The 26,714-nt window shown below is 63.8% G+C and carries 25 protein-coding genes; 15 read left to right on the top strand and 10 right to left on the bottom strand.

The features are described 5' to 3' along the window. Positions 1-3 precede the first annotated feature (3 nt). From A5658_RS21345 to A5658_RS21325, 5 genes are all read right to left on the bottom strand, one after another. Positions 4-870 (bottom strand): alpha/beta fold hydrolase, encoded by an 867-nt coding sequence (locus A5658_RS21345; RefSeq protein ID WP_067339817.1) that lies wholly within the window; start codon positions 868-870, stop codon positions 4-6. Between the two features lie 14 nt (positions 871-884). Next, the gene (locus A5658_RS21340; RefSeq protein ID WP_231997405.1) at positions 885-1,298 is read right to left on the bottom strand and encodes a Rieske 2Fe-2S domain-containing protein; all 414 of its coding nucleotides are present in this window, start codon (positions 1,296-1,298) and stop codon (positions 885-887) included. Between the two features lies 1 nt (position 1,299). Beyond that, the gene (locus tag A5658_RS21335) at positions 1,300-2,445 is read right to left on the bottom strand and encodes an amidohydrolase family protein (RefSeq protein WP_067339814.1); all 1,146 of its coding nucleotides are present in this window, start codon (positions 2,443-2,445) and stop codon (positions 1,300-1,302) included. A gap of 21 nt (positions 2,446-2,466) precedes the next feature. After that, positions 2,467-3,558, bottom strand: coding sequence for an amidohydrolase family protein (locus tag A5658_RS21330; RefSeq protein WP_067339811.1), 1,092 nt, complete (start codon positions 3,556-3,558; stop codon positions 2,467-2,469). Positions 3,559-3,742: 184 nt separating this feature from the next. Beyond that, the gene (locus A5658_RS21325) at positions 3,743-4,630 is read right to left on the bottom strand and encodes an NAD(P)-dependent oxidoreductase (protein WP_067339809.1); all 888 of its coding nucleotides are present in this window, start codon (positions 4,628-4,630) and stop codon (positions 3,743-3,745) included. On the opposite strand from A5658_RS21325, the gene A5658_RS21320 reads away from it, so the two are divergent. From A5658_RS21320 to A5658_RS21300, 5 genes are all read left to right on the top strand, one after another. Then, the gene (locus A5658_RS21320) at positions 4,601-5,290 is read left to right on the top strand and encodes a TetR/AcrR family transcriptional regulator (protein WP_231997404.1); all 690 of its coding nucleotides are present in this window, start codon (positions 4,601-4,603) and stop codon (positions 5,288-5,290) included. The two genes, A5658_RS21325 and A5658_RS21320, sit on opposite strands and share 30 nt — an antisense overlap. A gap of 48 nt (positions 5,291-5,338) precedes the next feature. After that, positions 5,339-6,679, top strand: a complete 1,341-nt coding sequence (locus A5658_RS21315; RefSeq protein WP_067339804.1) for a hypothetical protein — start codon at positions 5,339-5,341, stop codon at positions 6,677-6,679. Further along, positions 6,676-8,070, top strand: coding sequence for an acyl-CoA reductase (locus A5658_RS21310; protein ID WP_082993336.1), 1,395 nt, complete (start codon positions 6,676-6,678; stop codon positions 8,068-8,070). The genes A5658_RS21315 and A5658_RS21310 overlap by 4 nt, the downstream gene beginning before the upstream one ends. A 75-nt stretch (positions 8,071-8,145) precedes the next feature. Continuing rightward, complete coding sequence (locus A5658_RS21305; protein WP_067339800.1) at positions 8,146-9,156, top strand: acyl-CoA dehydrogenase family protein; 1,011 nt, start codon at positions 8,146-8,148, stop codon at positions 9,154-9,156. Next, positions 9,140-10,318, top strand: a complete 1,179-nt coding sequence (locus tag A5658_RS21300; protein ID WP_067339797.1) for an acyl-CoA dehydrogenase family protein — start codon at positions 9,140-9,142, stop codon at positions 10,316-10,318. Before A5658_RS21305 ends, A5658_RS21300 begins: the two co-directional genes overlap by 17 nt. Positions 10,319-10,327: 9 nt before the next feature. Here A5658_RS21300 and A5658_RS21295 read toward each other — a convergent pair whose 3' ends face one another. From A5658_RS21295 to A5658_RS21275, 5 genes are all read right to left on the bottom strand, one after another. Next, positions 10,328-10,738, bottom strand: coding sequence for a hypothetical protein (locus A5658_RS21295; RefSeq protein ID WP_067340145.1), 411 nt, complete (start codon positions 10,736-10,738; stop codon positions 10,328-10,330). Between the two features lie 105 nt (positions 10,739-10,843). Further along, positions 10,844-12,199: a cytochrome P450 gene (locus A5658_RS21290; RefSeq protein ID WP_067339795.1), complete on the bottom strand. Its 1,356-nt coding sequence runs from the start codon at positions 12,197-12,199 to the stop codon at positions 10,844-10,846. Then, positions 12,196-12,396: a ferredoxin gene (locus A5658_RS21285; RefSeq protein WP_067339793.1), complete on the bottom strand. Its 201-nt coding sequence runs from the start codon at positions 12,394-12,396 to the stop codon at positions 12,196-12,198. The genes A5658_RS21290 and A5658_RS21285 overlap by 4 nt, the downstream gene beginning before the upstream one ends. A 9-nt stretch (positions 12,397-12,405) precedes the next feature. Further along, positions 12,406-13,281 carry a mycofactocin-coupled SDR family oxidoreductase gene (locus A5658_RS21280; RefSeq protein WP_067339791.1) on the bottom strand — a complete coding sequence of 292 codons (876 nt, stop codon included), beginning with the start codon at positions 13,279-13,281 and terminating at the stop codon, positions 12,406-12,408. Positions 13,282-13,322: 41 nt separating this feature from the next. Beyond that, on the bottom strand, positions 13,323-14,024 hold the full coding sequence (locus tag A5658_RS21275; protein WP_067339787.1) for an SDR family NAD(P)-dependent oxidoreductase: 702 nt from the start codon (positions 14,022-14,024) through the stop codon (positions 13,323-13,325). A gap of 255 nt (positions 14,025-14,279) precedes the next feature. Here A5658_RS21275 and A5658_RS21270 point away from each other — a divergent pair, with 255 nt between their 5' ends. The 10 genes from A5658_RS21270 to A5658_RS21225 all read left to right on the top strand — a co-directional run bounded on the left by A5658_RS21270 (position 14,280) and on the right by A5658_RS21225 (position 26,682). Next, positions 14,280-15,803 carry an aldehyde dehydrogenase family protein gene (locus tag A5658_RS21270; protein WP_082993335.1) on the top strand — a complete coding sequence of 508 codons (1,524 nt, stop codon included), beginning with the start codon at positions 14,280-14,282 and terminating at the stop codon, positions 15,801-15,803. Next, entirely contained in the window at positions 15,800-17,008 is a 1,209-nt protein-coding gene (locus A5658_RS21265; protein WP_067339785.1) for a CaiB/BaiF CoA-transferase family protein, read from the top strand. The genes A5658_RS21270 and A5658_RS21265 overlap by 4 nt, the downstream gene beginning before the upstream one ends. 148 nt (positions 17,009-17,156) lie before the next feature. Continuing rightward, positions 17,157-17,966 carry an ABC transporter permease gene (locus A5658_RS21260; RefSeq protein WP_067339783.1) on the top strand — a complete coding sequence of 270 codons (810 nt, stop codon included), beginning with the start codon at positions 17,157-17,159 and terminating at the stop codon, positions 17,964-17,966. A 13-nt stretch (positions 17,967-17,979) separates the two neighbouring features. Then, the gene (locus tag A5658_RS21255) at positions 17,980-18,843 is read left to right on the top strand and encodes an ABC transporter permease (protein WP_067339780.1); all 864 of its coding nucleotides are present in this window, start codon (positions 17,980-17,982) and stop codon (positions 18,841-18,843) included. 13 nt (positions 18,844-18,856) lie between these two features. Continuing rightward, positions 18,857-20,044, top strand: a complete 1,188-nt coding sequence (locus A5658_RS21250) for an MCE family protein (RefSeq protein WP_082993334.1) — start codon at positions 18,857-18,859, stop codon at positions 20,042-20,044. After that, entirely contained in the window at positions 20,041-21,084 is a 1,044-nt protein-coding gene (locus A5658_RS21245; RefSeq protein ID WP_067339778.1) for an MCE family protein, read from the top strand. The genes A5658_RS21250 and A5658_RS21245 overlap by 4 nt, the downstream gene beginning before the upstream one ends. Continuing rightward, complete coding sequence (locus tag A5658_RS21240) at positions 21,084-22,202, top strand: MCE family protein (protein WP_067339775.1); 1,119 nt, start codon at positions 21,084-21,086, stop codon at positions 22,200-22,202. Before A5658_RS21245 ends, A5658_RS21240 begins: the two co-directional genes overlap by 1 nt. Beyond that, a complete protein-coding gene (locus A5658_RS21235; protein ID WP_067339773.1) occupies positions 22,199-23,614 on the top strand; it encodes an MCE family protein in 1,416 nt (471 codons plus the stop codon). Before A5658_RS21240 ends, A5658_RS21235 begins: the two co-directional genes overlap by 4 nt. Then, positions 23,611-24,975 (top strand): MCE family protein, encoded by a 1,365-nt coding sequence (locus A5658_RS21230; RefSeq protein WP_067339771.1) that lies wholly within the window; start codon positions 23,611-23,613, stop codon positions 24,973-24,975. The genes A5658_RS21235 and A5658_RS21230 overlap by 4 nt, the downstream gene beginning before the upstream one ends. Beyond that, complete coding sequence (locus A5658_RS21225) at positions 24,976-26,682, top strand: MCE family protein (RefSeq protein ID WP_067339768.1); 1,707 nt, start codon at positions 24,976-24,978, stop codon at positions 26,680-26,682. The last annotated feature ends 32 nt before the right edge of the window (positions 26,683-26,714 follow it).

Here is a 26,714-nt window from a genome sequence, read left to right as displayed (position 1 = left end):
GCATCAGGATCCCAGGAACTTCAGGATCGCCGGGGCGGCTTGCACCCAGGTGTCAAACATGTTGAAGTGCTTCACTTTGCCCTGCGCCCGGGCTTCGGATGCACGCTCCCAGGCGTCCTCCGGCCACGGCGGGTCGATGAGCTTGGATCCCTTGATCAAGCAGCTGACCTCCAGCGAGGTCCGCTTCGGGTGGTCCATGTCGTTCTCGCCGCCACGAATGATCAAGGTGGGGACCTTGATCCGATCGAACATCTCGTCGTCGACACCCGGAATCGTCTGCCCCGGTTTGGAAACGAAGGCGTTGAGCCAGCGCAGCATCAGCTTGAGGAACTCGTCGGAGTCGAAGTCGAGGATCCGCTTTTCGTTCGCCGCATTCTCGGCGATGCGCTCCTGCCATTCCTGGACCTTGGCCACGCCGGCCATCCCGCTGCCGCGCACGGCGAGAATGCTGGGCACGATGTAGTAGGAGCCGAGCACGAAGGTGCCGTAGATGCCGCCGACGATGTTCCACACCACCAGCTTCTCTACCAGTTCGGGGTAGAGCATCGTGGTCAGCATGGAATCCCGTGCGCCACCGGACCCGCCGGCCAGGATGCACCGGTCGAAGCCCAGCCCGGTCACCAGCTCGTGCAGGGTCTCGGCGCGCATGTGCGATTCGCTCTGCCCGTAGAACTGCACATCGGACGCGCCGCAGTTGGGCCGGTCCCACAGCAACACCCGGTACCCGCCGGCGGCCAGTGCCTCGGCCAGCGGACGCAGCCCGGGGATCTCCTTGCTGAACCGGCCACCTGGCGTCAACGCGATGAGATCGCCTGAATCACCGAGGATTTCGTAGACGACATTGCCACCGTTAATCTCGATAGAAGACACCGATTCTCCCGTTGTCAGGCCTGCACCAGGACGTCGTTACCGACGACACGCACCGGATAGGTGCGGATGCTCCACTCCGGCTTGACCGCGGTCGTGCCGGTCGCCAACTCGAAACCCCATTGATGCCAAGGGCAGTAGATGTATTCCTTGTCGCGCACCATCACGGCATCACCGGGCGCGGTCTCGTCGACGACGGTTCGCCCCCGGGCGCGCCCCGAGCACAGCGGACCGCCTTGGTGCGGGCAGTAATTGGCGATCGCATAGAACGTGCCGTTGACGTTGTACACTCCGACACCATGGCGGCCGATCGGGACGAGTTTGTGCTTGCCCGAAGGGATCTCGTCGACGGTGGCAACGACGTGCTCGCGGCCCTGGGCGAGACGGGGTTGATCGTGCGGGATTTGGGGCCGGGTGACTTCTTCCGGCAATTCAGAGCACCCGGACTTGGCCCTCAAGGACGGGAACCGTCTCCGGAAGGTGGTATGTCGCAATGCCGTTCTTGTACATCACGGCATCCCGGGCATGCTTGGGCAGATGCTTGACCAGCCAGCGCGGGTCGTCGAAGGTCCAGTGCGGGTAGTCCGAGGAGAACAACAGGATCTTCTCGCACTCCATCCACTCCAGCGCCCGGGTCAGCTCCGTCTTGTCTTCCGGGTAATCGAGCGGCTGCGTGGTGAACTTGATGTGTTCCTTGACGTACTCCGACGGCTTGCGCTTGATGTCCAGCCACGACTTGCGGGCGTCGTAGATCGCGTCCATCCGCCACATCAGCGGCAGAATCCAGGTGAACGCGTGCTCGACGAAGACGATCCGCAGCGTCGGGAAGCGGTCGAAGGTTCCGTCGAAGATCAGGCTCATCACCTGGTTGGCCGCCAGCAGCGAGTAGGTGACCATGAAGTCGTGGTTGTAGCTCGGGTATCCCACCGGCGGGGCCGGCAGCTCGTCGAATTGGCTGCGGGACAGGTGGCAGCTCACGGGCAAGTCATGCTTGGTGGCGGCGGCCCAGATCGGGTCGTACTTCGGGTTACCCCACGGCGGTCGCGGCTCGGCCTTGATCAGGATCTGCGCCATGTAGGGGTGTCCGGCCCACTTCTCGATCTCGCGAGCCGACTCCTCGGGCTCCTCGATCGCGGCGCAGATCGAACCGCGCCAGCGCTCGTGCCAGTTGTTGTGGCTGTCGAGCCAGTGGTGGGCCTGCCAGTCGTTCAAGGCCGCTGACATCGCGTGCTGCGCCTCGGGGATTCGCGCCGGGTAGGCGCCGGGTTCCAGAATGCCGATGTCGGAGCCCGCTTCCATGATCAGTTGCCGGAACGCCATGTCCGGGTCGCTGCCGGCGAATTCGCCGTCCGGTGGGAAGGCGTCGGTGCGCATCGCGTAGGCGTGCGCATAGTCGGGGGCGTCGTAGTAAATCTGCTCGCCGACCTCGCGATTGAGGAAGTATTTGCTGCGCCACGGCTCGGGGATGTACTGCACCAGCTCGCCGCGCCGAGGCACCGGATGGACATCCGAGTCGACGCACCGCACTGCGATACGCTCTGCGGCCGGAACGCGCTCTTGTGAATGGGTCAGCGTCATTTCGATCTCCTCGCTCTAGCTCTACTGTGCGCCTGAGCCGACGGCGATGTCTATGCCATAGAGCTCTGCCGCGTTGCGCCAGCACAACTTCTCCCGCTGCTCGGGGGACAGTGCCTTGGGCAGCTTGGTGATGTCGCCGAGCTGCCAGTGCGGGTAGCTCGAGCCGAACATCACCATGTCGTCCTTGCCGGTGAAGCCGAACCATTCACCGGCGAAGTCCGTGTCGCCGGGTCCGTCGAGGCTGCCCTGCACGAAGTAGATGTGGCCGGGCAGATAATCGCTCGGGATTTTGGGTGCCCACGGCGTCTGCTCGAGGTGCGGCCGGCCGAAGGTGTCCATCCGCCAGATGAACGGCGTGATGAAATCGGCGGCCCCGTCGCCCCAGACGAACTTCAGGTCCGGGAAGCGTTCGAACACGCCCTCGGCGATCATGTTCATCTGGTGATACAGGTAGTTCAGCGCCATAAAGCTGACGTAGTGCTCGTAGACGCGGGTATTGCCGTTCGGGGTCGGCGGATTGGCGATACCCGATCCGACCTCGATGTGCGCGGCCACCGGTAGGCCGGCGTCGGCCGCGGCTTCCCACAGCGGCCAGAACTGCGGCTTACCGTAGACCTCCCGCGATTGCAGTGGGACACCGATCTGGACGACGCGGGGGTGTGAGCGCCATTTCTCGATCTCTTTGAGCGATCCCGCGATGTCGTCAGGGTTGATCCGGATGGTGCCGCGGAACTGGTCGCCGAACTGGCTGTGCTCCAACCACTTCGACACCATCATTTCGTTGTGGGCGGCGTGCAGCGCGGTGCCCAGATGACGGTCCGGCATGATGCCGCGCGCCATCGGATGCAGAACGGCAATGTCGACGCCGCGATTCGAAAAAAGTTCATTGCCAACGAAATCCGGGTCCGAGCCGGGGTACTGCCGCTCCGGCCCCCGGGTTTTGGGCGCGTACTCGCCGCCCGGGGCGCCATACCAGTCCATCTCGTAGTCCGGGAAGCCGCGACTCTTGTACGGCTCCCGTAGGACCGAGCGCAGTTCCTTGTTGGACGAGAAGAAGATGTGCACGCTGGCGTCGATCAGGGGCGTGCGCGTCCCGTCCGGGTGCTCGATCACCTAAACCACCCTCCGCGAATCGGCTGACTGCATCGAGGCTGTGAGCAGTCTGATAGCCAAACTAACATCCCGGTTCACCGCTAATCAACAGGGTTCCCGTAAGCATTTCGATTATTCATTGCGCCTGATAGCGGCCATAATCGGACCCTATCGATGTAATTGCTGTTCTTCTTCAGCGATAATATCATTCTCCCACCTCGCCGCGGCCGACAATGACGCCGGCGACCCGCTCGATCGGTTTGATCGCGGAGGTGAAATCGGAGTCGGCGCCCTCGTCGTTCAGGGTGGTCTCCCAGAGCCGCGCCACGGCCTCGGCGATCTCGACCGGCACCTCAAGTGCCTTCGCCTCGTCGAGGTAGAGCCGGACGTCCTTGACCATCAGCCCGGTCGCAAACCCATAGTCGAATGTGCGCGGAAGGATCGCCCGCGGGAACTTGTCGCGGCTAGCACTCGTCGCACCCGAGCCGGCGTTGAGTACGTCGATCATCACCTCGGGGTCGAGACCCGATTTCGCGCCCATCACAACGACTTCCGACGTCGCCACTAAAACGGTGGCCGCCAGGATGTTGTTCATCAACTTCATCGTCTGCGCCGATCCGGGCTGCTCGCCGACGTGCATTGGCCTGCCCAAGGTTTCGAGCACCGGCAGCAGCATCTCGAACTCCGCGCGGGGTCCCGACACCATCAACGCGAGGGTCCCCGCTTCGGCTCCACCGACACCGCCGCTGACCGGGCTGTCCATCGTGACGATATTGCGCGCGGCGAGCAGATCATGGATGCGCGCTGCCGTGGAACTGCCGATCGTCGAAAGGTCCACATAGCGGCGGATGCGATCGCCCTGCATTCCGGTGGCCACCTCCAGCGCCACCTGCGGGGACGGCAGGCTGGCCAACACGGTTTCGGCACGACCGGCAACCTCGGCGGGCGAGGACGCCGGGTGGGCGCCGTAGGTGACCAGTCGATCGAGGGCTTCGTCGCGGGTGTCGAAAGCGGTGAGATGGTGGCCCGCGTCGAGCAAGCGCCGTGCCATCGGAAAACCCATGTGGCCCAAGCCTATAAACCCAATGTCCATGGGAGAAATATACCCTCAAGTATAATTTCGTCCATGACGACAGCGCGGCGTGGGCGACCGACGCGTGCCCAGGCCGAGCAACTGGAGCTAAAGCTGCGAGAGGCGGCCGTCGCGACTTTTCTCGATCACGGTTACGACCGGGCGACCATGGAAATGATCGCCGATGCGGCGGGTATCACCAAGCGGACGCTCTATGCGCGATTCCCCGACAAGCGGGCGGTGTTCCTTGACGTCATCCCGTGGGCGCTGAGTCGCAGCGTTGAACGGGATTGGATTCCGGATGTCGACGGCCACGATCTCGAAGCCGCGCTGCTGGCGATAGGTCGGGGCGCGCTCCGGCGCGCCTTGGATCCCGACATTGTGCGGTTGCATCGCATCGCTATGGCCGAATCGCCAAAATTTTCTGAATTCTCGATTAGCGCAGAGACTTTTGGCTGGTCATCACGCCATCGCCAGATCGTCGATGTGTTGCGACGCCACGAGGCTGCGGGTGAGATCGAACTGGGTGACGTCGATCTGGCGGCCGAGCATTTTCTCGCGCTGGTCGAGCTGATGCCCGCCCGTCTCGCTGACTTCGGGGTGTACCGCAGCCGGCGGGAAGAGGACCGGCATCTGCGGCACGCGGTGACGCTGTTCCTTCGCGGCATTTTGCCACGATGATCTCGGCCACCGGTTGACATTAATATACGGACGTGTTTACTTAATTCGATGACATCTGCGACTGAACGTCTGACCAGTCTCATCGGGGCGCAGGACTGCTTCGACATCCCACCGGACGATCTGTTGCTGCTGCAGGTGCAGGCGGCCAACGAGCGATTGCAGAGCCAGGTTGGTGACATCGGGCTGCTCCGCAATCGAGCGGAATCGGCTGGTACGAGGGAAATTAACGAGCTCGACGAACTGGTGCCATTGCTGTTCGCGCACACGACATACAAGACCTACAACGAAGGATGGCTCAACGATCAGCGATGGGACCGGATGGGCAAGTGGTTGGCCACGGTCTCCACCCGCCCGGTCGACGGCCTGGACACCGATGGGGTGAAATCCCTCGACGACTGGATCAAGCAGCTGGAAACCGTTGGCCACTACCTGTCCTGCTCGAGCGGCACCACCGGCAAGCCGGCCATGCTCAGCTGCACCGAGGGCGACATCGCGCTATCGGCACGGGTCAATATCGAAGCGCTGCTCTGGGCCACCGGGCTACAGCGCGGTGAGGATCGCAAGTTCCTCGGCCTCGGACCACAATTCGCCGCCCCCCGCGAAGACGCGATCCGGCAAGCGATGATCGACGCCTTCTCCACGCGGTACGAGCCCTATCAGTTCGGCGACGGTGAGCCGATCACGGTCGGCTCGATGGTGGACATGGTCACGCTGAGGCGAAAGCTCACCGACGGCACGGCCCGTCCCAGTGAGATCAGCGAGTTCGAGAAGATCGCCACCCAACGGGCAGCCGATATGGAGTCCTCGGCAAAGAAGGCGGTCGACGCGGTCATCGAGTCCCGATCACTTCCGCTGCTTGCGACGGGCATGTTCGCCACGCTCTACCAGATCGCCGAGGGCATCGTGGCTAAAGGCCACGGCGGCAACGATTTCCGTTCCGACAACGCCATGATGGTGGCCGGCGGCCTCAAGGGTGCGGAGCTACCGCCGAATTACCGTGAGTTCGTGCTGGAGACCTTCAATGTCGCCGAGGAGCGGCTGTATCACGCCTACAGCATGCGCGAGATCAACGCGACCTTCCCGCTGTGCCACGCGGGCCGCTACCACGTCTCGCCGTGGGTGATCATGCTGCCGCTGGACCCTGCCGGCGAGCGGCTAATCATTGCCGACGAGACCGAATGCCGCGCAGCGTTTTTCGACGCGTCGATCGAAGGCCGTTGGGGCGGGGTGATCAGCGGCGACAAGGTTCACGTCAGCTTTGCCGCATGCGGCTGCGGCCATCAGGGGCCGACCATCGGTCGAGACATCACCCGCTATGCGGACCTGCCGGGCGGTGACAAGATCACCTGTGCGGGCAGTATCGACGCCTACGTCCGGGGTGTGTCGTGACGACGCTGCCGGCGCCGCACTTCGTTCGCGGCGTGGTGGTGAACGGCTACGCGGTTCGGCATCGCTCCCGAGACCTCGGTGCTGACTTCATCACTCCGGCAATCGATCTCGATGCCCTGATCATGCCGCGCTCGCAGCTGCCGCCTCTGCTCGACGTCAAACTCTCGGAGATCGTCGACTTCCTGGTCGAGACCGGTGAGCGTCTGCATCTCGACCGCAATCCGCACCTGCAAGAGTGTGTCGAGTTGATCGCCGCGACCAATCCGCTGCCCCGGCGCGTGGTGGAGAACCTCTACCGGGAAGCGCCTTACTATCTGAGCCGGCACGTCCTCGAGAGCATCATCGACGCGAACTTCGCCGGCCGCGACGAGCTCGACGGCTGGGTGCAACGAGTCGACCCGTACGGCAGCAAGCTGGCGGTCCGGGCGTTCCCGCCGCGAATGGTCCACATGCTGGCTGGCAATGCTCCCTCGGGATGTGTGGCGTCGATCGCCCAGGGCGCACTTGTCAAGGCGGTCAACATCTTCAAGATGCCGTCCAGCGACCCGTTCACCACCGTCGCGGTGCTGCGCACGATGGCAGAGATCGACCCGAGTCACCCCGTCGTGCGGTCCATGTCCGCGGTGTACTGGCAGGGCGGTGACGCCTCGATCGAGGGAACCATCTACCGTCCGCAGTACATCGACAAGATCGTGGCCTGGGGTGGCGGCGACGCGATCAACAACGTCATTCAATATCTCGGTCCCGGCATCCAGCTGATCTCCTTCGATCCCAAGTCGTCGATCTCGATGATCGGCCGGGAGGCATTCGATTCTGACGACGCTGTCGCCGATGTCGCCGAGCGACTGGCGGCCGACACCACGGTGTTCAACCAAGAGGCTTGTCTGGCAAGCAGATACGCCTTCGTCGAAGGCCGTCGGGATCAGGTCGAGGCGTTGTGCGCGCAACTCGCGCCGCGGCTGACAGTCGACCGGGACTTCGCGTCGGCTATGGCTCCGCCGCCTTCGGCGGAGGTGCGCGAAGAAGTCGAAGTGATGGCCGCGATGGGCGAGGTCACGCTGTGGGGCGCGTTCGACGGCCGCGGTCTGGTGCTCCTGTCCGACGAGCCCGTTGAGTTCCTTCCGTCGAATAAGACGTCAAACGTCGTGATGGTCGACTCGCTCGACGATGCGATCCGCTACGTCAACGTCGCCACCCAGACGGTCGGTGTCTACCCCGACGAACGCAAGGCTCGACTGCGCGACCGACTGGCCAGCGCCGGAGCGCAGCGCTTGTGCCGCCTCGGCACCGCGAACGCGCATGCCCTGGGCAGCCCGCACGATGCCATGTACCCCTTGCAGCGATTCGTGCACTGGATGGCCGATGACGACATCGCGATCTCTCGCAGCTAGGCCCGCGAGATTGTCACTGTGCTATTAAGAGAATAGTATTCTCACAGCACATTGACGATCTAAGGAGTTGGCCGGATGCTGCTGGAATTCGACCCTGATCAGCGGCTCTGGCAGGAGACCGTCCGGGATGCCGTCGGCAAACAGTGCCCACCGACGCTGGTCAGAGGTATCGCCGAGGACGGTGTAGACCCGGCCCCGGTCTGGAAGGCCTATGTCGAGCACGGCTGGACCGAGATGAGTGATCCCGAGACGGCCGTCGAATTGGCGATCGTCCTCGAGGAACTCGGACGTGCGACCGATCCCACTCCGTTCCTGGCGACCATGACCCAGTTCGCACCGCTGGCCGGGGACCGCTTCGACCCACAGGCATCCGGCGCGGCCGTCTACAGCGGTATCACCGTGCACCGCGACGGCGAGGAGTGGGTGCTGGACGGTACCGCGCGCCACGTACTGGACGGCGACCGAGCAGATTGGTTGGCCGTCGTCACCGATGCCGCGGTGTTCATCGTCAAGGCCGACGACGCCGGCGCGCAGCTGTCCCGGCGACGCAGCGCCGTACTCGATCCGGTGCTCCACGTCGCGGACCTGACCTTCACCGGGCTGCGGGTACCTGATTCCGCCAGGCTACGTGTCGACACCGACCGGGCACACCACGTCGCGCTGATGGGTATGGCGATGACGATGGTCGGTGCGTGCCAACGCATTCTGGACCTCGTCCTCGACCATGTGCGCAGCCGTCACCAGTTCGGTGTGCCGATCGGATCGTTCCAGGCAGTCCAGCACAAGGCGGCCGATATGCACGTCGCGATCGAGCGCGCCCGGGCACTGGCCTACTACTCGGCGTTGACGATCTCTGCAAACGACCCGCGCCGTCGGCTGGCCGCCGCGATGGCGAAAGCCGGTGCGGGCGAATGCCAATCGCTGGTATTCCGCCACGGCCTACAGCTGTTCGGCGCGATGGGATTCACCTGGGAGAACGATCTGCAGTTCGCATTGAAGCGGGCCAAGGCCGGCGAACTCATGCTCGGCGGGACCGCCGAGCACCGCGCGAGGGTTACCGAGGAATACCGTGCAGCTCACCTTTGATCCAGACGTCGAGGCGTTCCGCGCGGAGTTCGTCGCGTTCCTGGACGAACACTCACCCACCGCGGCGGCGGAGGCGCTGGAACGCCCGAAATCGGTGTCGCACATGCCGGATTGGGCCCGCCGCTGGCAACGGCTGTTGTTCGACAACGGGTGGCTGTTACCCACGCAGCCACCCGAATTCGGCGGCCGCAATGCCACCGTGCTGCAGCAGTACGTCTACCTGGAAGAGCTGTGCAAGCGGCGGATCTACCACAGCTTCAACCCACAGGGCGTGAATATCATTGCCGCGTCGTTGATCTCGTTCGGCAGCGACGAGCAGAAGCAACGCTGGGCGGTGCCGATTCTACGGGCCGAGATCACCGCGTCGCTGGGCATGAGCGAGCCCAGCGCCGGGTCGGACCTGGCGTCGCTGCGGACGAAAGCGGTGCGCGACGGCGATCACTTCGTGGTCAACGGCCAGAAGGTGTGGACGTCGGGAGCACACGACGCCGACGTGCTGCTGACGTTCGTGCGTACCGATCCAGATGCACCGAAGCACAAGGGAATCAGCGCTTTGGTGATCCCCACTGACACACCTGGCGTGACGCGTCGGCCGTTCCCGGATATCTGCGGCCAGGACAACGTGGATTTCAACGAGGTGTTCTTCGAAGACGTGAAGGTGCCGGCAGAGAACCTGGTCGGACCGCTCAATCAGGGCTGGGGGGTGGCCAACGGTTCGCTAGGGCATGAGCGCACGATGATGTGGCTCGGATTCGCCGACCGCCTGGACAACGTCATCACCGACTTTCACCCGGCGAACGACCTCGAGCGTGACCAGTACGCCACCGCGGTCATGGACCGGCAGGCGCTTCGGCTGCTCGGGTCGGTGGCGCTGGCGCGAGCCGCGCGCGGGGAAGAGGACGTCCCTGCCCTGTCGGTGCTCAAGCTGCTCGGCTCCGAAGCCGAACGGCAGGCATGCGAAAACGCTTTGTCCGCAGCGGGATCCGATGGACTGCTGCATCCGGCGTTGACCGGGCCGTACGAGCCGATGAACCTGGACCACTACTTCGGCAGCTGGTTCGAGCGCTACGCCCGCAGCTTCTCCGGGACCATCGCCGGCGGCACCTCGGAGATCCAGCGCAACATCATCGCCCAGCGGGTGTTGGGACTGCCGGGCCGATAGGACGCCGTCTCAGTACCGGACAAGTTCGAAGGGGTAGTCGGCGGACCCGCCCGGCGCCCCACCGCAGCCGGCGTCGAAGGTGGAGTGCACAGAACCGGTGAGTGCCACCGAGTCCCAGGTGTAGACATCGTGCGAAGGGAGAAAGTAGATGGTGCATCGCACGCCGTCGGGTACATCGACGCTCATGGTGTAGCTGCCATTTGCCAGCAACCCGTCCCCATTCCACGGCGTTGCTTGGCCGTTGGGCCGGGGTATGGCCTGCACGTGGACGCACTCGGCGGGGTGGCCGGGCTCGCACTTTCGCACTGCCCATAGCCAGGAGTGGCCCGGATCGCGCGGCGTGTGCACCTCATAATTTCCAATCAACATCCCTGCACGGGCGGTCGGAGACAATGCCGTCGCCGCAGCGATCAGCAACATACTCAGCGCCAACGACTTCACGGCTGTCCTCCTGTTAGCTTCGGCCGAATATAGGCTCTCCGCGCGCCCGCTGTCAGTTGTTTGCTGGCCATAGGTCGGGCTCGTCTAGTCGATGACGGCGGTTTCTTTGCGTTCGGTGATCGGCAGGGCCAGTTCCTGCTCGTCGCAGATTTTCTGTAGCTTCTCCAGCGTGTCGTCGAGACCCGCGCCCAGTCGCTTGCCGGGGGTGAAGGCGGCCGGCAGGTGCCGCATGCCCTGAATGACGCCGATGGTTTCGTAGTGCACGGTGCCTTCGGGGTCGCATACGTAGTCCGGCATCCGGTCGAGCACCGCGGTCAGCATCGACTTGAATACCGTGCGCGCCACGTTGGAACCGATGCAGCGGTGGACACCGAGCCCAAAGCTGAAGTGCCGGTTACCTTTGCGGTCCATGATGATCTTGTTGGGCTCCTGGAACACCGACGGGTCGCGATTGGCCATCGCCCAGGAGATCCATAGCCGCTCGCCCTCTTTGAACTGCGTCCCTTCGACTTCCACGTCTTCGGAGAAGGTACGGCCGTCACCGGGCGCGGGTGTGTAATAGCGCAGAAACTCCTCGGTGGCGGAATCGAGCAGAGTGTCCCGCTCACGGCTGAGACGCTCCCGCTCGTCGGGATGCTGGGACAGCCACTCCATCGAGTGCGCGGTCAGCGCGGTGGTGGTATCGAAGCCGCCGCCGATGACCAGGCCGAGGTTGCCCATGATCTCGAGGTCGGGCGCTGGCTCGCCGTCAATCCGGATCTGGAGCAGCCCGTTGACGATTCCCGGTCGCGGCTTCTCCTTGATCTCGACCATGTTGTTCAGCAGGTCCAGACCCATCTGCCGATGCATGGCGACGATCTTGTCGATATCGGGGGAGTGCTCGGGGGTGTACACCGAGGCGTGCACCGGTTCGCTGTAGATCGCCCATCGCTTGAGTGGGATGCCCAACATCGCCAGCGTCAGCACCGCGGGAACGATGTTGGCCAAATCGTCGACGAAGTCGATGCGGCCCGATTCGATCTTCTCGTCGAGGCAGGCACGGGTCACCTCGTCGATGAACGGCACCCAACGCTTGACGGCCGCGGGCGAGAGGTAGGGGTTGAGCACGGTGCGGTAGATGCGGTGCTCGGGTTCGTCCATCTCCAGGATGCCACCGCGCACGCCACTGGCGCGCTTGGCTTTGGGAATCGAAATGCCTTGGTAGCCTTTGCGTTCACCGTTGATATCGTGATCGTTGGACACGACTGGGCAGCGCGCGAGTTCGAACACGGCGCTGCTGCCGCCGGCGACCCAGTGGCCGTCGTAGGTGTCGGTCCACGCGACCGGGCACTTGTCGTGGATCTCTTCGGTGATCTTCTCGAACTGCATCCGATACTCGGGCGTGTGCCGATCGAAGTGATACCGATTCTTCTTGCGGTCGATGTCGTCGTCGATACTCATGAGGTCTCCGTAATGAGGATCGCTTGTTCCGGGCAGGAATGCGCCGCCTCGCGAACCGCGTCTTCCTGTTCTGGCGGAACGTCTTCCGACACCGCCGACGCGTGACCTTCGATGTCGTCGAGCTCAAACGACTCCGGCGCGATCATCGAGCACAGCGTGTGCCCCTGGCAACGGTCTGAATCAACCCGAACTTTCATGGATGTCCCTTACGTGCGGTAGTCGTACCACTTGAGGTAGCCGCCGGCATCGACGCGCAGCTGCAAGCCGGTCACATACCTGGCCTCGTCGGAGGCCAGCCACAGCACGGCATTGCTGATGTCCTCCGGCTCGACGAACGGAATCTTCATCGCCTGCTGCACACCGAAAACCGGTTCGGCGTCAGCACGAGTCGGGTTCTCGAGATCGGGTCGGAACGAACGGTACATCGGTTCGCTTTGCAGCATGGGGGTATCGGTGTTGGTCGGGTGCACGACGTTGGCGCGGATACCGAAGGCCGAAAGCTCCGTCGCGAGGTCGTGGACGTAACTCGACAGCGCGCGTTTCGAGTGCACATAGGCCATTCCGCCCGGATCCTTGCCGGGGTTGTCCTTCTTCGAGGTGTCCATCAGCGCGGCAGTAGACCCGGTCGCGACGATCGACGCACCCTCGTTAAGGTGCGACAAAGCAACCTGAATCGCGTTGATGGTCCCGACCAGGTTGGTGTTGATCACGTCGGTCCACGCCCGCAGCGGCGGCTGGCCCTTCATCCCGGCGACCCCGGCCGCCGTCACCACGATGTCGAGCTTGCCGCCGAAGTCGGCCAGCCCGCTCTCCAAAGCCGCCTGCAACGCCGCGGCGTCGCGGACGTCGGCCTGCGCGATCACCACTCGCTGACCGGTCTTCTCGATCAGCCGCGCGGTCTCGTCGAGATCCTCCGGGCCGGCCATCGGGTAGCCGATCGTGTCGATGTCGCGGCAGATGTCGACCGCGATGATGTCGGCGCCCTCCTCGGCCAACCGGACGGCGTGACAGCGTCCCTGGCCACGGCCCGCGCCCGTCACGAATGCGACCTTGCCCGCTACCCGGCCCTGCGCTTCTCCCACTACTTCTCCTCTTGGTTTCACCAACGAAATATGTTTGGCCGCTAGGTGTTTCGGCCGCCGTTGACGCCCAGGATCTGGCCGGTGATGTAGCCGGCCTCCTCGGACACCAAAAATGCGCAGGCCGCCGCGATGTCTTCGGGCTTGCCGATCCGACGCACAGGCGTTGTGGCGATGGTCTTTTCGATGTCGCCGAGATTGCCGCGCTGCTCGGCGCTGCGCAGCATCGGGGTGTCGATGAAGCCCGGCGGTACCGCGTTGACGGTGATGCCGTGGGGGCCGTACTCCAGGGCGAGCGCCTTGGTCAGCCCGTTGACCGCGGACTTGGCGGCAACGTAGTGCGACATGAAGGGGGCGCCGGAATGCGTGCTGGAGGACGAGATGTTGACGATGCGTCCCCATTTCGCGTCCAGCATGTCGGGCAGCACGGCCTGCGTCATGTGAAAGACCCCGTTGAGGTTGACATCGATAAGGCGCTGCCAGTCCGCAAACTCGATGTGGGTGAAGCGCTTGAAGCCGTCGAGCCCAGCGGCGTTGACCAGAACGGTGATCGGCCCGGCCTCCGCCCGGATGCCGGCCAACGCGGCGTCGATCTGTCCGCGGTCGGTGACATCAGCGGTGAACGCGAGCTCGGTGTCGGACGGCTTGAGGTCGACGGCCGCGACCCGGTAGCCGTCTTTGCGGAGTCGCTCCGCGACGGCGAGGCCGATTCCGGAGCCGCCGCCGGTGACGACCGCCGTTCTCATGGGGTCACCGGGACAGGGGCCGTGTCACACACAAAGAATCTCCCTTCCGAATACGAGAACCTTACTCTCGCGTTGTGGGCGCCCGCAAGACAGCCCAGAAACCGGCCCTAGCCTGCGATGACGCCGCTACGCGCGAGTGCACATAGCGCCTACGAGTATGGCAGTCTCGTTTCTTCCGTTTGGTTGAATTCTCGTAGTCGGAATGTAAGATTCGCCAGGATGAGAATGCAATTATCCACGTGTTGAGGAGATCCAATGCCGCCGCAGTATGCCGCCACCGCCACTGTGGGCAGTAGCCGATCGACGGACAGCGGGCCTGATCGGCGCCTGCTGATCGATGGTCAACTCGTCACCACCGACCGCGTTTTCGCATCCATCAACCCGGCCACCGGTGACGTGATCGGACACCCCCCCGACGCCGGCATCGCCGAGGCGCAGCGCGCCATCACGGCCGCGCGGCGAGCCTTCGACACCAGCACGTGGTCGACCGATGCGGCGTTCCGGGTCCGCTGCCTCGACCAGTTGCACCAGGCGCTGCTCGACCACGCCGACGAACTCCGCGAGCTGACGATCGCCGAGGTCGGCGCCACGCGCACGCTCACCCAGGGCGCTCAACTGGACGAGCCGATCAAGATCGTCCGCTACTACGCCGAGGTATTGCGCAACTACTCGATGACCGAGGACCTCGGCGAAGTCGAATCGCGCGGAATGCGGCACAAGCGCTGGGTGGAAAAGGAAGGCGCCGGCGTAGTGGGCGCGATCATCGCGTACAACTACCCGAATCAGCTGGCGTTGGCGAAGTTGGCACCCGCGCTGGCGGCCGGCTGCACGGTGGTGCTGAAGGGTGCGCCGGACACCCCGCTGGTCACGCTGGCGCTAGGGGAGTTGATCGCCAACCACACCGACATCCCACCCGGCGTGGTCAACGTGCTCAGCTCGTCGGACGCCGCCGTCGGAGAAGCGCTGACGACGAGCCCCGACGTGGACGTCATCACGTTCACCGGATCGACCCCGGTCGGGCGCCGAATCATGGCCGCGGCCAGCGACACCGTCAAACGCGTCTTTCTCGAGCTGGGCGGTAAGTCGGCAGCGATCATGCTCGACGACGCCGACTTCGTGAGCGCCGCCATGTTCGCGGCCTTCTCGATGGTCACGCATGCCGGGCAGGGATGTGCGCTGACGTCGCGGCTGCTGGTGCCGAACAAGCACCACGACGAGATCGTCGAGTTGATTGCGCAGAACTTCGCCAAGGTCCGACACGGCGACCCCGCCGACCCGAAGACGTTCATGGGACCGCTGATCAACGAGCGCCAGCGCGACAAAGTCGATGCGATGGTGCAACGGGCCGTCGCCGAGGGCGCCACGCTGGTCACCGGAGGGACGCGCATGGGCCCTGGCTACTTCTATGCGCCCACCCTGCTGACCAATGTCGACCCCGGCAGTGAGATCGCGCAGCAAGAGATCTTCGGCCCGGTGCTGGTCGTCATCGGCTTCGACGATGACGACGACGCCGTACGCATCGCCAACAACTCCATCTACGGTCTGGCTGGCGCGGTGTTCAGCGCTGATCAAGAGCGGGCGTTGGCGGTCGCGCGACGGATCCGCACCGGATCGTTTTCCATCAACGGCGGGAACTACTTCAGCGCCGACGCCCCCTTCGGGGGCTTCAAGCAGTCCGGCGTCGGCCGTGAGATGGGCGTGGCAGGTTTGGAGGAATTCTTGGAGCGCAAGACTTTTGCCGTCCCCGTGGCGGCACCCAGCGCTAAAGGCACCGCATGACACGGCCGCTGGAGGGCATCCGCGTCCTCGAAGTGGCGATGTACGGGTTCGTGCCGTCGGCGGGCGCAGTGCTGGCCGAGTGGGGCGCCGACGTCGTCAAGGTCGAGCACGCGGTGACCGGAGACCCGCAGCGCGGTCTGCGGCAGACCGGACTGCTGCGCGTGGAGGGCGACCCCAACCCGAACATCGAGCACGCCAACCGCTGCAAGCGCAGCGTCGGCCTCGACATGTCGGTGCCCGAAGGCAAAGAGGTGCTCTACGAGTTGGCTCGCCGCTCCGACGTGTTCTTGACCAGCTTCCTTCCCGGTCACCGGAAGAAGTTCGGCATCGACGTCGACGACATTCGTACCGTGAACCCCAACATCATCTATGCGCGCGGCAGTGCGTTGGGCCCGCGCGGCGCGGAGTCCGAGAAAGGCGGCTACGACATGACCGCCTTCTGGTGTCGGGCCGGAACCGCCGCGACCATCACCCCGCCCGGCACCGAAGGCATGGTCGGCCCTCCGGGTCCCGCGTACGGCGACACCATCTCCGGCACCAACCTGGCCGGCGGCATCGCCGCGGCGCTACTCAAGCGTGAGCGCACTGGCGAACCATCGGTTGTCGACGTCTCACTGCTGGGCAGCGGGTTGTGGTCGATGGGACACACCGTGGCACTGACCGTTCACTTGAACCAGCGCATGGAGGCCTTCCCGCCCGGCGTGCACGGCTCCCCGATCAACCCATTGGTGGGGCTGTACGCGACGTCCGATGGTCGCTATATCTCCTTTGTGATGATGCAAGCCAGTAAGTTCTGGGCCGATGTTTGCCGCCATATCGATCAACCAGAACTGGCAGGCGACCCGCGTTTCGACACCGACGCGAACATTGCCGCGAATACCGCAGTGGCGGTGGAAATCCTGAGCAAGGCGATCGCGGAGCGCAGTCTCGCGGAATGGAGCGAACGCTTCGCGACGCTGGCCGGGCCGTGGGCGCCGGTGCAGGACACCTTGCAGGTAGCCAATGACTCTCAGATCCGGGCGAACGAATATCTAGTACAGGCAGGCGAACTCGAACTGGTCGCCAACCCGGTCCAGTTCGACGTGGCCGCTCCGATGTCGGGACCCGCGCCCGGGTTCGCCGAACAGACCGACGACATCCTGCAGGAGCTCGGTCTGGACTGGGACCGCATTATCGAGCTCAAAACCATCGGTGCCGTCACTTAATTGGAGGTCCCTCGGTTGTCAATTCTCACTCCCGCCGCATCCGGCATGGGTAATAATCGCCGGACGCTTCTAGAAGTGGGGGTTGTCCGCCCCGCCCCGCTCAAGAGCGTGGTTTCACGCGCGCGATACGGAGGGACGGTGGGCACCGATGGCGACTAAAGGCGCGGAGCGCTGGTCCACCGGGATCAGCATGCCCAACGGTCTGGCCGGTGCGATGCAGGCGGTCGGTGGGCTCTTCGCGATGGGAGCCGACGCGATCAAATTTGCCTTCCGCAGACCATTTCAGGCCCGAGAGTTTTTGGAGCAGTCCTGGTTCATCGCCCGCGTCGCGTTGGCTCCCACATTCCTCGTGGCCATTCCGTTCACAGTGCTGATCAGCTTCATCCTCAACATTCTGCTGCGAGAACTGGGGGCCGCGGACCTCAGCGGCGCGGGTGCCGCATTCGGCGCGGTCACCCAGGTCGGTCCGTTGGTGACGGTGTTGATCGTGGCCGGCGCCGGAGCGACCGCAATGTGTGCGGACCTCGGATCCCGAACCATCCGTGAAGAGATCGACGCGATGGAGGTACTGGGCATCAACCCAGTGCAGCGGCTGGTCACACCGCGGATGCTCGCCGCCGGCCTGGTCGCCCTATTGCTCAACAGCCTGGTCGTCATCATCGGAATCGTTGGCGGGTACGTGTTTTCGGTCTTCGTGCAAGACGTCAACCCCGGGGCGTTCGCTGCAGGAATCACCTTGCTCACCGGGGTGCCCGAGGTGGTGATCTCGTGCATCAAGGCCTCGCTGTTCGGCATTATCGCGGGCCTGGTGGCGTGCTACCGCGGGTTGACGGTCTCCGGCGGTGGAGCGAAGGCGGTGGGCAACGCGGTCAACGAGACCGTTGTCTACGCGTTCATGGCGTTATTCGTTGTCAACGTGGTCGTTACGGCGATCGGCATCCGATTCACTACGAAGTGATGGGGGATATGCCATGTCGGTGACGACGCTGAAAGCCACTTATCCGCGGGCCTTTCGGGTCTTCGGCCGGTGGCGCAGGCCCGTTGGTGCGCTGGCCTCGATCGGCGATCACACCGTGTTCTACGGGAAGGCGCTGGCCGGCATACCCTTCGCGGTCACCCGCTACAGCCGGGAGATCATTCGGCTCGTTGCTGAAATCAGCATGGGCGCAGGGACATTGGCGATGATCGGCGGAACCGTTGTCATTGTCGGCTTCCTGACGCTGGCCGCCGGTGGCACACTCGCGGTGCAGGGCTACAGCTCGTTGGGCAACATCGGCATCGAAGCGCTCACCGGATTCTTGGCTGCCTTCATCAACGTCCGTATCGCGGCACCAGTCGTCGCGGGAATCGGTCTGGCGGCCACTTTCGGCGCGGGTGTGACGGCGCAACTCGGTGCTATGCGGATCAGCGAAGAAATCGATGCGCTGGAAGCCATGGCGATCCGGCCGATCTCGTACCTGGTCAGCACAAGGATCATCGCGGGCATGCTCGCCATCACCCCGCTGTACAGCATTGCGGTCATATTGTCTTTTCTGGCAAGCCAATTCACGACCGTTGTGCTGTTCGGTCAATCGGGTGGGCTCTACCAACACTACTTCGACACTTTCCTGAACCCGGTCGACCTGTTGTGGTCGTTCCTGCAGGCGGTGCTGATGGCCATCGCGGTCCTGCTCTTGCACACGTACTACGGGTTTTTCGCGACGGGCGGGCCAGAGGGCGTAGGCGTCGCAACCGGAAACGCGGTACGTACTTCGCTCATCGTCGTGGTGTCGGTGACGCTGTTGGTCTCGCTCTCGATCTACGGCTCAAACGGCAACTTCAACCTCTCGGGATAGGGGAATACTCTCCATGGGTCACAACGGGATACGCGCGCTGACGGGCCTGGTGACCGTCGCGGCCCTCGTCGCGATCGTTGCCGGCGCCGTCGGCTTGTTCCGGGGCAGCTTCACCGAAAGTGTGCCGGTGACCGTGCTGTCGTCGCGGGCCGGCTTGGTGATGAACCCGGACGCCAAGGTGAAGATGCGTGGCGTGCAAGTGGGCAAGGTCGACTCGATCGAGTCGCGCGCAAACGGCCAAGCGGTCCTGCATTTGGCGATGTATCCCTCGGACATGCATCTGATTCCGTCCAATGTGCTCGTCGACCTCACGTCGCCAACGGTTTTCGGCGCCAAGTTCGTTGACCTGGTACCGCCGGCGCAACCGGCACCGCGATCCCTGCGCGCCGGCCAGGTGCTTGACAGCCAGCACGTCACGGTCGAGGTGAACACGGTGTTCAAGCACTTGACCGAAGTATTGGGCTCGCTCGATCCCGCGAAGCTCAACGAGACCCTTGGGGCGATCGGCCAGGCGCTCAGCGGCCGGGGCCAAAAGATCGGTCAGGCGTTCAGCGACCTGGACTCGTTCCTGGTGAAGTTCAATCCGAGCCTGTCCGCGCTGAGCCACGACATCGCGGTTTCGGCGCCGGTATTCAATGCCTACGCCGACGCGTCGGCGGACCTGGTGAAAACCGTTCGTAATTCAGCACAGATCAGCCAGACGTTCGTCGACGAGCAACACAACCTCGACGCGCTGCTGGTGAGCGCGATCGGTTTGGCCGACGTCGGCAACGACGTCCTGTCCGCTAACCGGCAGGGTTTGACGGATGTCATCCATCTGCTGAGGCCGACCACCGATCTGACCAACGAGTACAACAAAGCGCTGTGGTGCGGTTTCGCGGGTCTCGCACAACAAGCCAAGAATCCGCCGTTGTCGGAACCGAGCATCAATATCATTGCAAGTCTCACTTGGGGGGCCGAACGTTATCGGTATCCGACTAACCTGCCTAAGGTCGCGGCCACGGGCGGCCCGCAATGCCTGGATTTACCGAAGGTTCCCTTCGACACCAATGCGAAGGTTGTCGTCGCAGATATCGGCGCCAACCCGGTGCAGTACGGAAACCAGCAATTGCTGCTCAACTTCGACGGCCTTAAACAGCTGTTGTACGGGCCGATCACCGGCCCGCCACGCAACTCAGCTCAGGTTGGACAACAGGGATGAGGGGCTCACTGCGCGCGACGCTCATCAAGTTCGGTGTCTTCGCCGTCGTGATGGCGATGCTGACCGCGTTTCTGTTCTTCATCTTCGGCCAGTACCGAACCGGTGCGACAAACGGGTATTCGGCGGTCTTCAACGATGCGTCACGACTGAAGAACGGGGATTCGGTGCGAGTCGCCGGCATCAGGGTGGGCACCGTCAACGGTATTTCGTTGCAGCCGGACAAAAAGGTCGTGGTCAAATTCGACACGGACCGATCAGTCGTACTCACCGACGGCACCAAGGCAGCGGTTCGCTATCTCAACCTGGTTGGTGACCGCTACCTCGAACTCGTCGACGGCCCGGGCTCGACTCGAAGGCTGCCGGCCGGGGGAGAGATCGGTGTCGATCACACCGCGCCAGCGCTTGACCTCGACCTGCTGCTCGGCGGATTGAGACCCGTTGTGCAGGGCTTGAACGCGAACGATGTCAATGCGCTCTCGTCAGCGCTACTGCAGGTGTTCCAAGGCGAGGGTGGCACTCTTCAGTCGTTGTTCTCCAAAACGACATCGTTCTCGAATGCATTGGGCGACAACGACCAAACGGTTCAGCAATTGATCCAAAACCTGAACACCGTGGTGGCCACCCTCGACAAAGATGGCGGCAAGTTCTCTGCCGCCATCGATCGCCTCCAGCGGCTGGTTACCGGACTGTCTGACGACCGCAACACCATCGCACCCGCTATCGACGCATTGAGCAAGGGAACCGCTTCGCTGGCCGATCTGCTGAGCAAGGCCAGACCACCGCTGTCCGGCACCATTGAGCAGCTCGGTCGGCTGGCCCCGCTACTCGAGAACGACAAGGACCGCCTCGACACCGCGCTGCAGAAGGCGCCGAAGAACTACCGCAAGCTGGTCCGACTCGGCGTATTCGGTGCCACCGTCCCGTACTTCATCTGCGAGTTCACACTCCGTGGCACGGACCTGCAAGGCAAGACGGTGGTGGCCCCCTGGTTCAGGTCCGAAGCGAAGCGGTGCCAGGAACCGGATCCGGAGGGACACTGATGCTGAAATACCGCGGAACGGGCCTGATCAAAGCCGGATTCATCGGGGCCGTCCTGATCGGGATGATCATCCTGGTAGGCCTGTCGCCCGACCGGATTGTGTCGTTGGCGAGCTCCGTCCGGTATCAGGCGCTGTTCTCCGAAGCCGGCGGCCTTGCCGTCGGCAACGCTGTGACGGTGTCGGGAATCAAAGTCGGCACGGTGTCGAATGTGTCGTTGCGCAACGGCGACGCTCTGGTCACGTTCACGATGAAGGGCAATGTTCCGCTCGGAACCGACACTGCCGCGCACATCCGCACCGGCACACTGCTGGGCGAGCGAGTGCTCACCCTGGAATCGGCCGGCGGCGGAATGATGCATCCGCTGGATGTCATCCCGATATCGCGCACCGGTTCGCCGTACTCGCTGACCGACGCGGTCAGTGACTTCACCTCGTACGCCGGCGATACCAACACCGCGACCTTGAACCAGTCACTCGACACGCTATCGGCGACGCTCAACCAGATCGCCCCACAGCTGGGACCCACTTTCGACGCCGTCACCCGGTTATCGCGAAGCCTCAACAGCCGCAACACATCCCTGGGCGAGCTGCTCAAAAGTGCCAGCGACGTCACCGGAATCCTGTCGGAACGCAGCCAACAGGTCAACAAGCTCATCCTGAACTCCGACGACCTACTTCAGGTGTTGGTGACGCGCCGACAAGAGATCGTCTCGCTGTTGGCCAATACCTCGACGGTGGCCAAACAGCTGACCGGATTGGTGCACGACAACGAAAGCAAGTTGGCCCCCACGCTGGAGAAGCTGAATTCGGTGACCGCGATGCTGGAAAAGAACCGCGACAACATCAGCAAAGCACTGCCCGGCCTCGCGAAATTCGAGATCACGGTGGGCGAGGCGATCTCCAGCATGTACGCCTACCAGGCGTTCGCCCCGAACGCCGCTATTCCGGAACTCTTCGGGCCGTTCCTGGATTACCTCTGGGGATTCCGAACCTTCGACACCGCGCGCGGCCCAGGCTTCCCGTCACAGGTACCGCGGTCCTTGGTGCCGCAACTGTACAACGGCATTCCGCCGTGCCCTGGCTGTACGTTGGGCGGCCGGATCGGAGGGGGCCAATGATTTCCCGGATGCCTCGGATCCCGCGTAAGAGGCTCACGGCTATTGCGGCGGCCGTCCTCGCCGGGCTGATCGTCGCCGGCACAGGACTGATTGTGCGTGACGTGTTCTTTGGCCCGACGACCGTGACCGCCTACTTCACCACCGCCACCGCGATTTACCCCGGCGATCAGGTGCGGGTCTCCGGTGTCAAGATCGGCACGATCAAGTCCATCGATCCCGCGGGGACGCAGGCCAAAATGATCCTCAAGATCGACCACGGTGTGCCGATTCCGGCGGACGCGAAAGCCGTGATCGTCACCCAGAATTTGGTGGCTGCCCGTTACGTCCAGCTCACTCCCGCCTACCGGAGCAGCGGCCCGGTCATGGCCGACGGGGCGGTGATCCCGGTACAACGCACGGCCGTGCCTATCGAGTGGGACCAGGTTAAAAACCAATTGATGCGGCTGGCAACAGATTTGGGTCCCAATCTCAAGGTGTCGACGCCGTCGATCGCGCGGTTGGTCGACAGCGCCGCCAACGCGCTACAGGGCAATGGCGACAAGCTGCGGCAAACACTCGCTCAACTGTCAGGGGTCGGGCGCATCCTCGCCAACGGGAGCGGCAACATCGTCGACATCATCAAGAATCTGCAGACCTTCGTTACCGCACTGCGCGACAGCAACGTCCAAATCGTGCAGTTCAACGACCGGCTGGCCACCCTAACCGGCGTGGTCAACGACAGCAGATCCGAGCTGGACGCGGCGCTGACCGATCTCTCCACGGCAGTGGGCGAAGTGCAGCGATTCATCGCCGAAACCCGCGACCAGACCAGCGAGCAGGTTGCGCGATTGGGCGATGCCCTCCAGCCTATCGTCGATCAGCACATGGCCCTGGAGAACATCTTGCACGGTGCGCCGAACGCGCTCGGCAACTTCTTCAACGACTACAACGCCGACACCGGAACCATTGTGGGCGGGTTCGGGGTCATGAACTTCGCCAACCCTACGTGGGCGGGCATGTTTGTTCCGCTGCCCGCCCCCGGCTGCACGATGTTGGAAACCGTCGAGAGCATCACCGCCGTCGAATCGGGCAAGCTGTGTGCGCTGTTTCTGGGTCCCGGAATGCGGCTGCTCAATTTCAACAGCGTGCCGTTCCCCATCAACCCATTCCTCCAGAAGTCGGTGGATCCGGCCAACGTTGTTTACAGTGAACCGCGCCTCGCTCCTGGCGGCGAGGGCCCGAAGCCAGGACCGCCCGAGATCCCGCCCGCGATATCGGCCTACACCGGGTTGAATGGTGACTCGGTGGTATCCGGCCCGGCACCGTCGGAGCCGCTGCCCCGGATACCTGGCGCGGCGATGCCGCTGCCGCCGCCGCCGTCGACGCCACAGCCTCCGCCACCGTTGTTGCCGGCCGAAGGGACACATCCATGATGGGTCGGCTGACCGTTCGCCGAGTACTTGCTATCGGCTCCTGTGTGGCGCTGACCGCCACCGGGTGCGCGTTCCACGGCCTCAACTCGCTACCGTTGCCCGGCGCGGTCGGGCGTGGAGCGGGCGCCGACATCTACCACGTCGAACTCGCGAATGTCCTGACGATGGAGTCGAATTCGCCGGTGATGATGGACGATGTCGTGGTCGGCAGTGTGGGCCCGATGAGGGTGAAAGACTGGCACGCCGACGTCGAGATTTCGGTGAAGCGTGATGCTGTCATCCCCGCTAACGTGGTTGCCAGTGTCGGCCAGACCAGCCTGCTGGGATCCATGCATGTGGAGCTCAATCCGCCGCTGGGCCAACCCGGTACCGGACGGTTACGCCCGGGCGCCACCATCCCGCTGAATCGGTCGTCGATCTATCCCTCGACGGAGCAAACCCTGTCGTCGCTGTCGCTGGTCGTCAACGGGGGCGGACTCGGCCAGATCGGGGAAATCATCCACAATTTCAGCGCCGCCTTATCCGGGCGCGAGGGTGCTGTTCGCGATTTGCTCAATCGGCTCGACACGTTCGTGGGGACGCTGGATGCGCAGCGGGACAACATCGTTGCGTCGATCCAGGCGCTGAACCGGCTTGCCGAGACATTCGCCGGACAGCGCGACGTTCTCACCGAGGCGCTGCGCAAGGTACCGCCCGCGCTTGAGGTATTCATCAAGGAGCGGCCGCGCCTAACGGCGGCGTTGGATCACCTGCGCGTATTCAGCAACACCGCCACCGGGCTGATCAACAACACTCAGGCCGACTTGGTCAAGAATCTGAAAAACCTGGAGCCGACCATCCGCGCGCTCGCCGACGTCGGACCGGGGCTTGGCACGGCGCTCGCGGGGTCGACGGTCTTCCCGTTCACCCAGAACTTCGTCGATCGAGCCATTCGAGGTGATTACTTCAACCTGCAATTTCAGTTCGACTTCACTATTCCCAAACTCAAGAACAGCCTGCTGCTTGGGACGCACTGGGGAGCACTGGGCGAACAGCAGGTACCCGCGCCCGGGGAGCCGTATTACCTGAATTACACCTATGATCCATTGCGCGCCGGCGCCGCCCAGGCGCCTGGTCCCGTGGCACCGCCGCCGCCCGGCCCGGCGCAACCGCCGGGCGTTCCGCCGGCTGGTCCTCAAGCTCCGCCGCCCGGACCTGCTCAGCCGAATCTCCAATTCAGCGCTCCGCTACCGGGACCCGCGGCGCCGCCACCGGGGTTTGGTCCCTTACCGGGTCCCGCGGCTGCGCCGCCAGCCCAACCGCCGGCAGGGCCGAATCCTGGTCCGCCGGCGGGATTCCCGCCAGCAGGAGGGGGCGGATAGATGCTGACGCGCTTCGTGCGGATTCAGCTGGCGATTTTCGCGATCGTCGGCATCATTGGGATTATCGCGATGGTCCTCTTCTACATCCAGCTGCCGACCCTGCTCGGCATCGGTCGGATGACCGTCACCCTCGAGCTGCCGGCCACCGGCGGCCTGTACCGGTTCTCCAACGTCACCTACCGCGGAGTGCAGGTCGGCAAGGTCACCGCGGTGGCGCTCACCGCGAACGGTGCCAAAGCAACGCTGTCGCTTGGCAGCTCACCCAAGATCCCGGCGAACCTGCAAGCGGATGTGCTGAGCGTATCCGCGGTAGGCGAGCAGTATGTGGACTTGCGGCCACGAACCGATTCGGCGCCGTATCTACGCGACGGATCGGTTATTGCCATGCGCGACACCACGATTCCGCAAGCGGTCGGACCAATGCTCGATCAGGTCAATGCCTTGATCAAGAGCCTTCCCAAGAACAAAATCGGCCAATTGCTCGACGAAACGTTCCAAGCCTTCAACGGGGCCGGATACGATCTGGGTTCTTTGTCCGACTCGACGTCGCGAATCTCCGCCGACGCGAACGATGTTGTCGATCGCACGCGAGCCCTCATCGAAGACACTGGGCCGCTGTTGGATTCACAGGCGAAGACCACCGATTCCGTTCGCACCTGGGCGCGTAGCCTGGCCGGGATCTCCGACGTGGTGGCGACCGACGATTCCCGGCTTCGCACCGTGCTGCAAAACGGTCCCGGGGCCGCGGACGAGGCGTCGCGGCTGTTCGAGCAGATCAAGCCGACGCTGCCGGTGTTGCTGGCCAATCTGACCACGATCGGGCAGATCGGCGTCACCTACCACCCCTCACTGGAGCAGCTGTTGGTGTTGCTGCCGCCGGCCGTTGCCATAGAGCAAACGGCAGGACCTTTCAACCATCCCGAGGGTTGGTCCAAGGGCGACTTTTCATTCACGGTCGACGATCCGCCCATTTGCACGGTCGGTTTCTTGCCGCAAAACATGTGGCGATCCCCGTCCGACACCAGCGACATCGACACGCCCGACGGGTTGTACTGCAAACTGCCGCAGGATTCACCGATCTCGGTTCGCGGCGCCCGCAACTATCCCTGCATGGGACACCCCGGAAAGCGCGCGCCCACCGTCGAAATCTGCAACAGTGACAAGCCATTCATGCCGCTGGCGATGCGCCAGCATGTCCTCGGCCCTTCTCCCATTGATCCGAACCTGCTGTCCCAGGGCATCCCGCTCGACGACCGGGTCACTGCCGACCAACGAATCTTCGGACCGCTTGAGGGAACGCCGCTGCCACCAGGGGCCGTCCCGCGGGGCACCCCCCCAGGGCCTCGGGGCGCATCTCCGCCTCCAGGCACGCTGGGCGCAGCCGCGCCACCGGCACCGTCGTCGGCCAACATGTCGACGCAGGCGAACGACTTTCCGTCCATTGCGCCACTCGACGTCGCGCCGCCACCTGCCGTGCACCGGTCGCCCGCGCCCCCGAGGCCACCGGCCGTGATCAACGGTGGACCGTCGCAGGCGCATCCAAGTTCGTTCGGGACCAAGGCATCTCAAACAGCGCCCTCGATCGCGGTGACCCCATACGATCCGCGTTCCGGTCGTTATGTCGCTCCGGACGGGAAGTTGTACCAGCAGTCGGATCTTGCAACGGGGTCAGCGCCCAAGCAATGGCAGGACCTGTTTCCGACTTAAAGGTGCCCGGCGACGATGCGGGCCGGGAACCG

Source organism: Mycobacterium sp. 1245111.1, assembly GCF_001673405.1.
GTDB lineage: Bacteria > Actinomycetota > Actinomycetes > Mycobacteriales > Mycobacteriaceae > Mycobacterium.
This window is presented reverse-complemented; position numbering and strand designations above follow the sequence as displayed.

Bases quoted from the DNA above. Each gene is read 5' to 3' on its own strand.
- A5658_RS21335 (WP_067339814.1), bottom strand. From the start codon at position 2,445: ATGACGCTGACCCATTCACAAGAGCGCGTTCCGGCCGCAGAGCGTATC.
- A5658_RS21325 (WP_067339809.1), bottom strand. From the start codon at position 4,630: ATGGACATTGGGTTTATAGGCTTGGGCCACATGGGTTTTCCGATGGCA.
- A5658_RS21315 (WP_067339804.1), top strand. From the start codon at position 5,339: ATGACATCTGCGACTGAACGTCTGACCAGTCTCATCGGGGCGCAGGAC.
- A5658_RS21305 (WP_067339800.1), top strand. From the start codon at position 8,146: ATGCTGCTGGAATTCGACCCTGATCAGCGGCTCTGGCAGGAGACCGTC.
- A5658_RS21295 (WP_067340145.1), bottom strand. From the start codon at position 10,738: ATGTTGCTGATCGCTGCGGCGACGGCATTGTCTCCGACCGCCCGTGCA.
- A5658_RS21290 (WP_067339795.1), bottom strand. From the start codon at position 12,199: ATGAGTATCGACGACGACATCGACCGCAAGAAGAATCGGTATCACTTC.
- A5658_RS21285 (WP_067339793.1), bottom strand. From the start codon at position 12,396: ATGAAAGTTCGGGTTGATTCAGACCGTTGCCAGGGGCACACGCTGTGC.
- A5658_RS21275 (WP_067339787.1), bottom strand. From the start codon at position 14,024: ATGAGAACGGCGGTCGTCACCGGCGGCGGCTCCGGAATCGGCCTCGCC.
- A5658_RS21270 (WP_082993335.1), top strand. From the start codon at position 14,280: ATGCCGCCGCAGTATGCCGCCACCGCCACTGTGGGCAGTAGCCGATCG.
- A5658_RS21265 (WP_067339785.1), top strand. From the start codon at position 15,800: ATGACACGGCCGCTGGAGGGCATCCGCGTCCTCGAAGTGGCGATGTAC.
- A5658_RS21260 (WP_067339783.1), top strand. From the start codon at position 17,157: ATGGCGACTAAAGGCGCGGAGCGCTGGTCCACCGGGATCAGCATGCCC.
- A5658_RS21255 (WP_067339780.1), top strand. From the start codon at position 17,980: ATGTCGGTGACGACGCTGAAAGCCACTTATCCGCGGGCCTTTCGGGTC.
- A5658_RS21250 (WP_082993334.1), top strand. From the start codon at position 18,857: ATGGGTCACAACGGGATACGCGCGCTGACGGGCCTGGTGACCGTCGCG.
- A5658_RS21245 (WP_067339778.1), top strand. From the start codon at position 20,041: ATGAGGGGCTCACTGCGCGCGACGCTCATCAAGTTCGGTGTCTTCGCC.
- A5658_RS21240 (WP_067339775.1), top strand. From the start codon at position 21,084: ATGCTGAAATACCGCGGAACGGGCCTGATCAAAGCCGGATTCATCGGG.
- A5658_RS21235 (WP_067339773.1), top strand. From the start codon at position 22,199: ATGATTTCCCGGATGCCTCGGATCCCGCGTAAGAGGCTCACGGCTATT.
- A5658_RS21230 (WP_067339771.1), top strand. From the start codon at position 23,611: ATGATGGGTCGGCTGACCGTTCGCCGAGTACTTGCTATCGGCTCCTGT.
- A5658_RS21225 (WP_067339768.1), top strand. From the start codon at position 24,976: ATGCTGACGCGCTTCGTGCGGATTCAGCTGGCGATTTTCGCGATCGTC.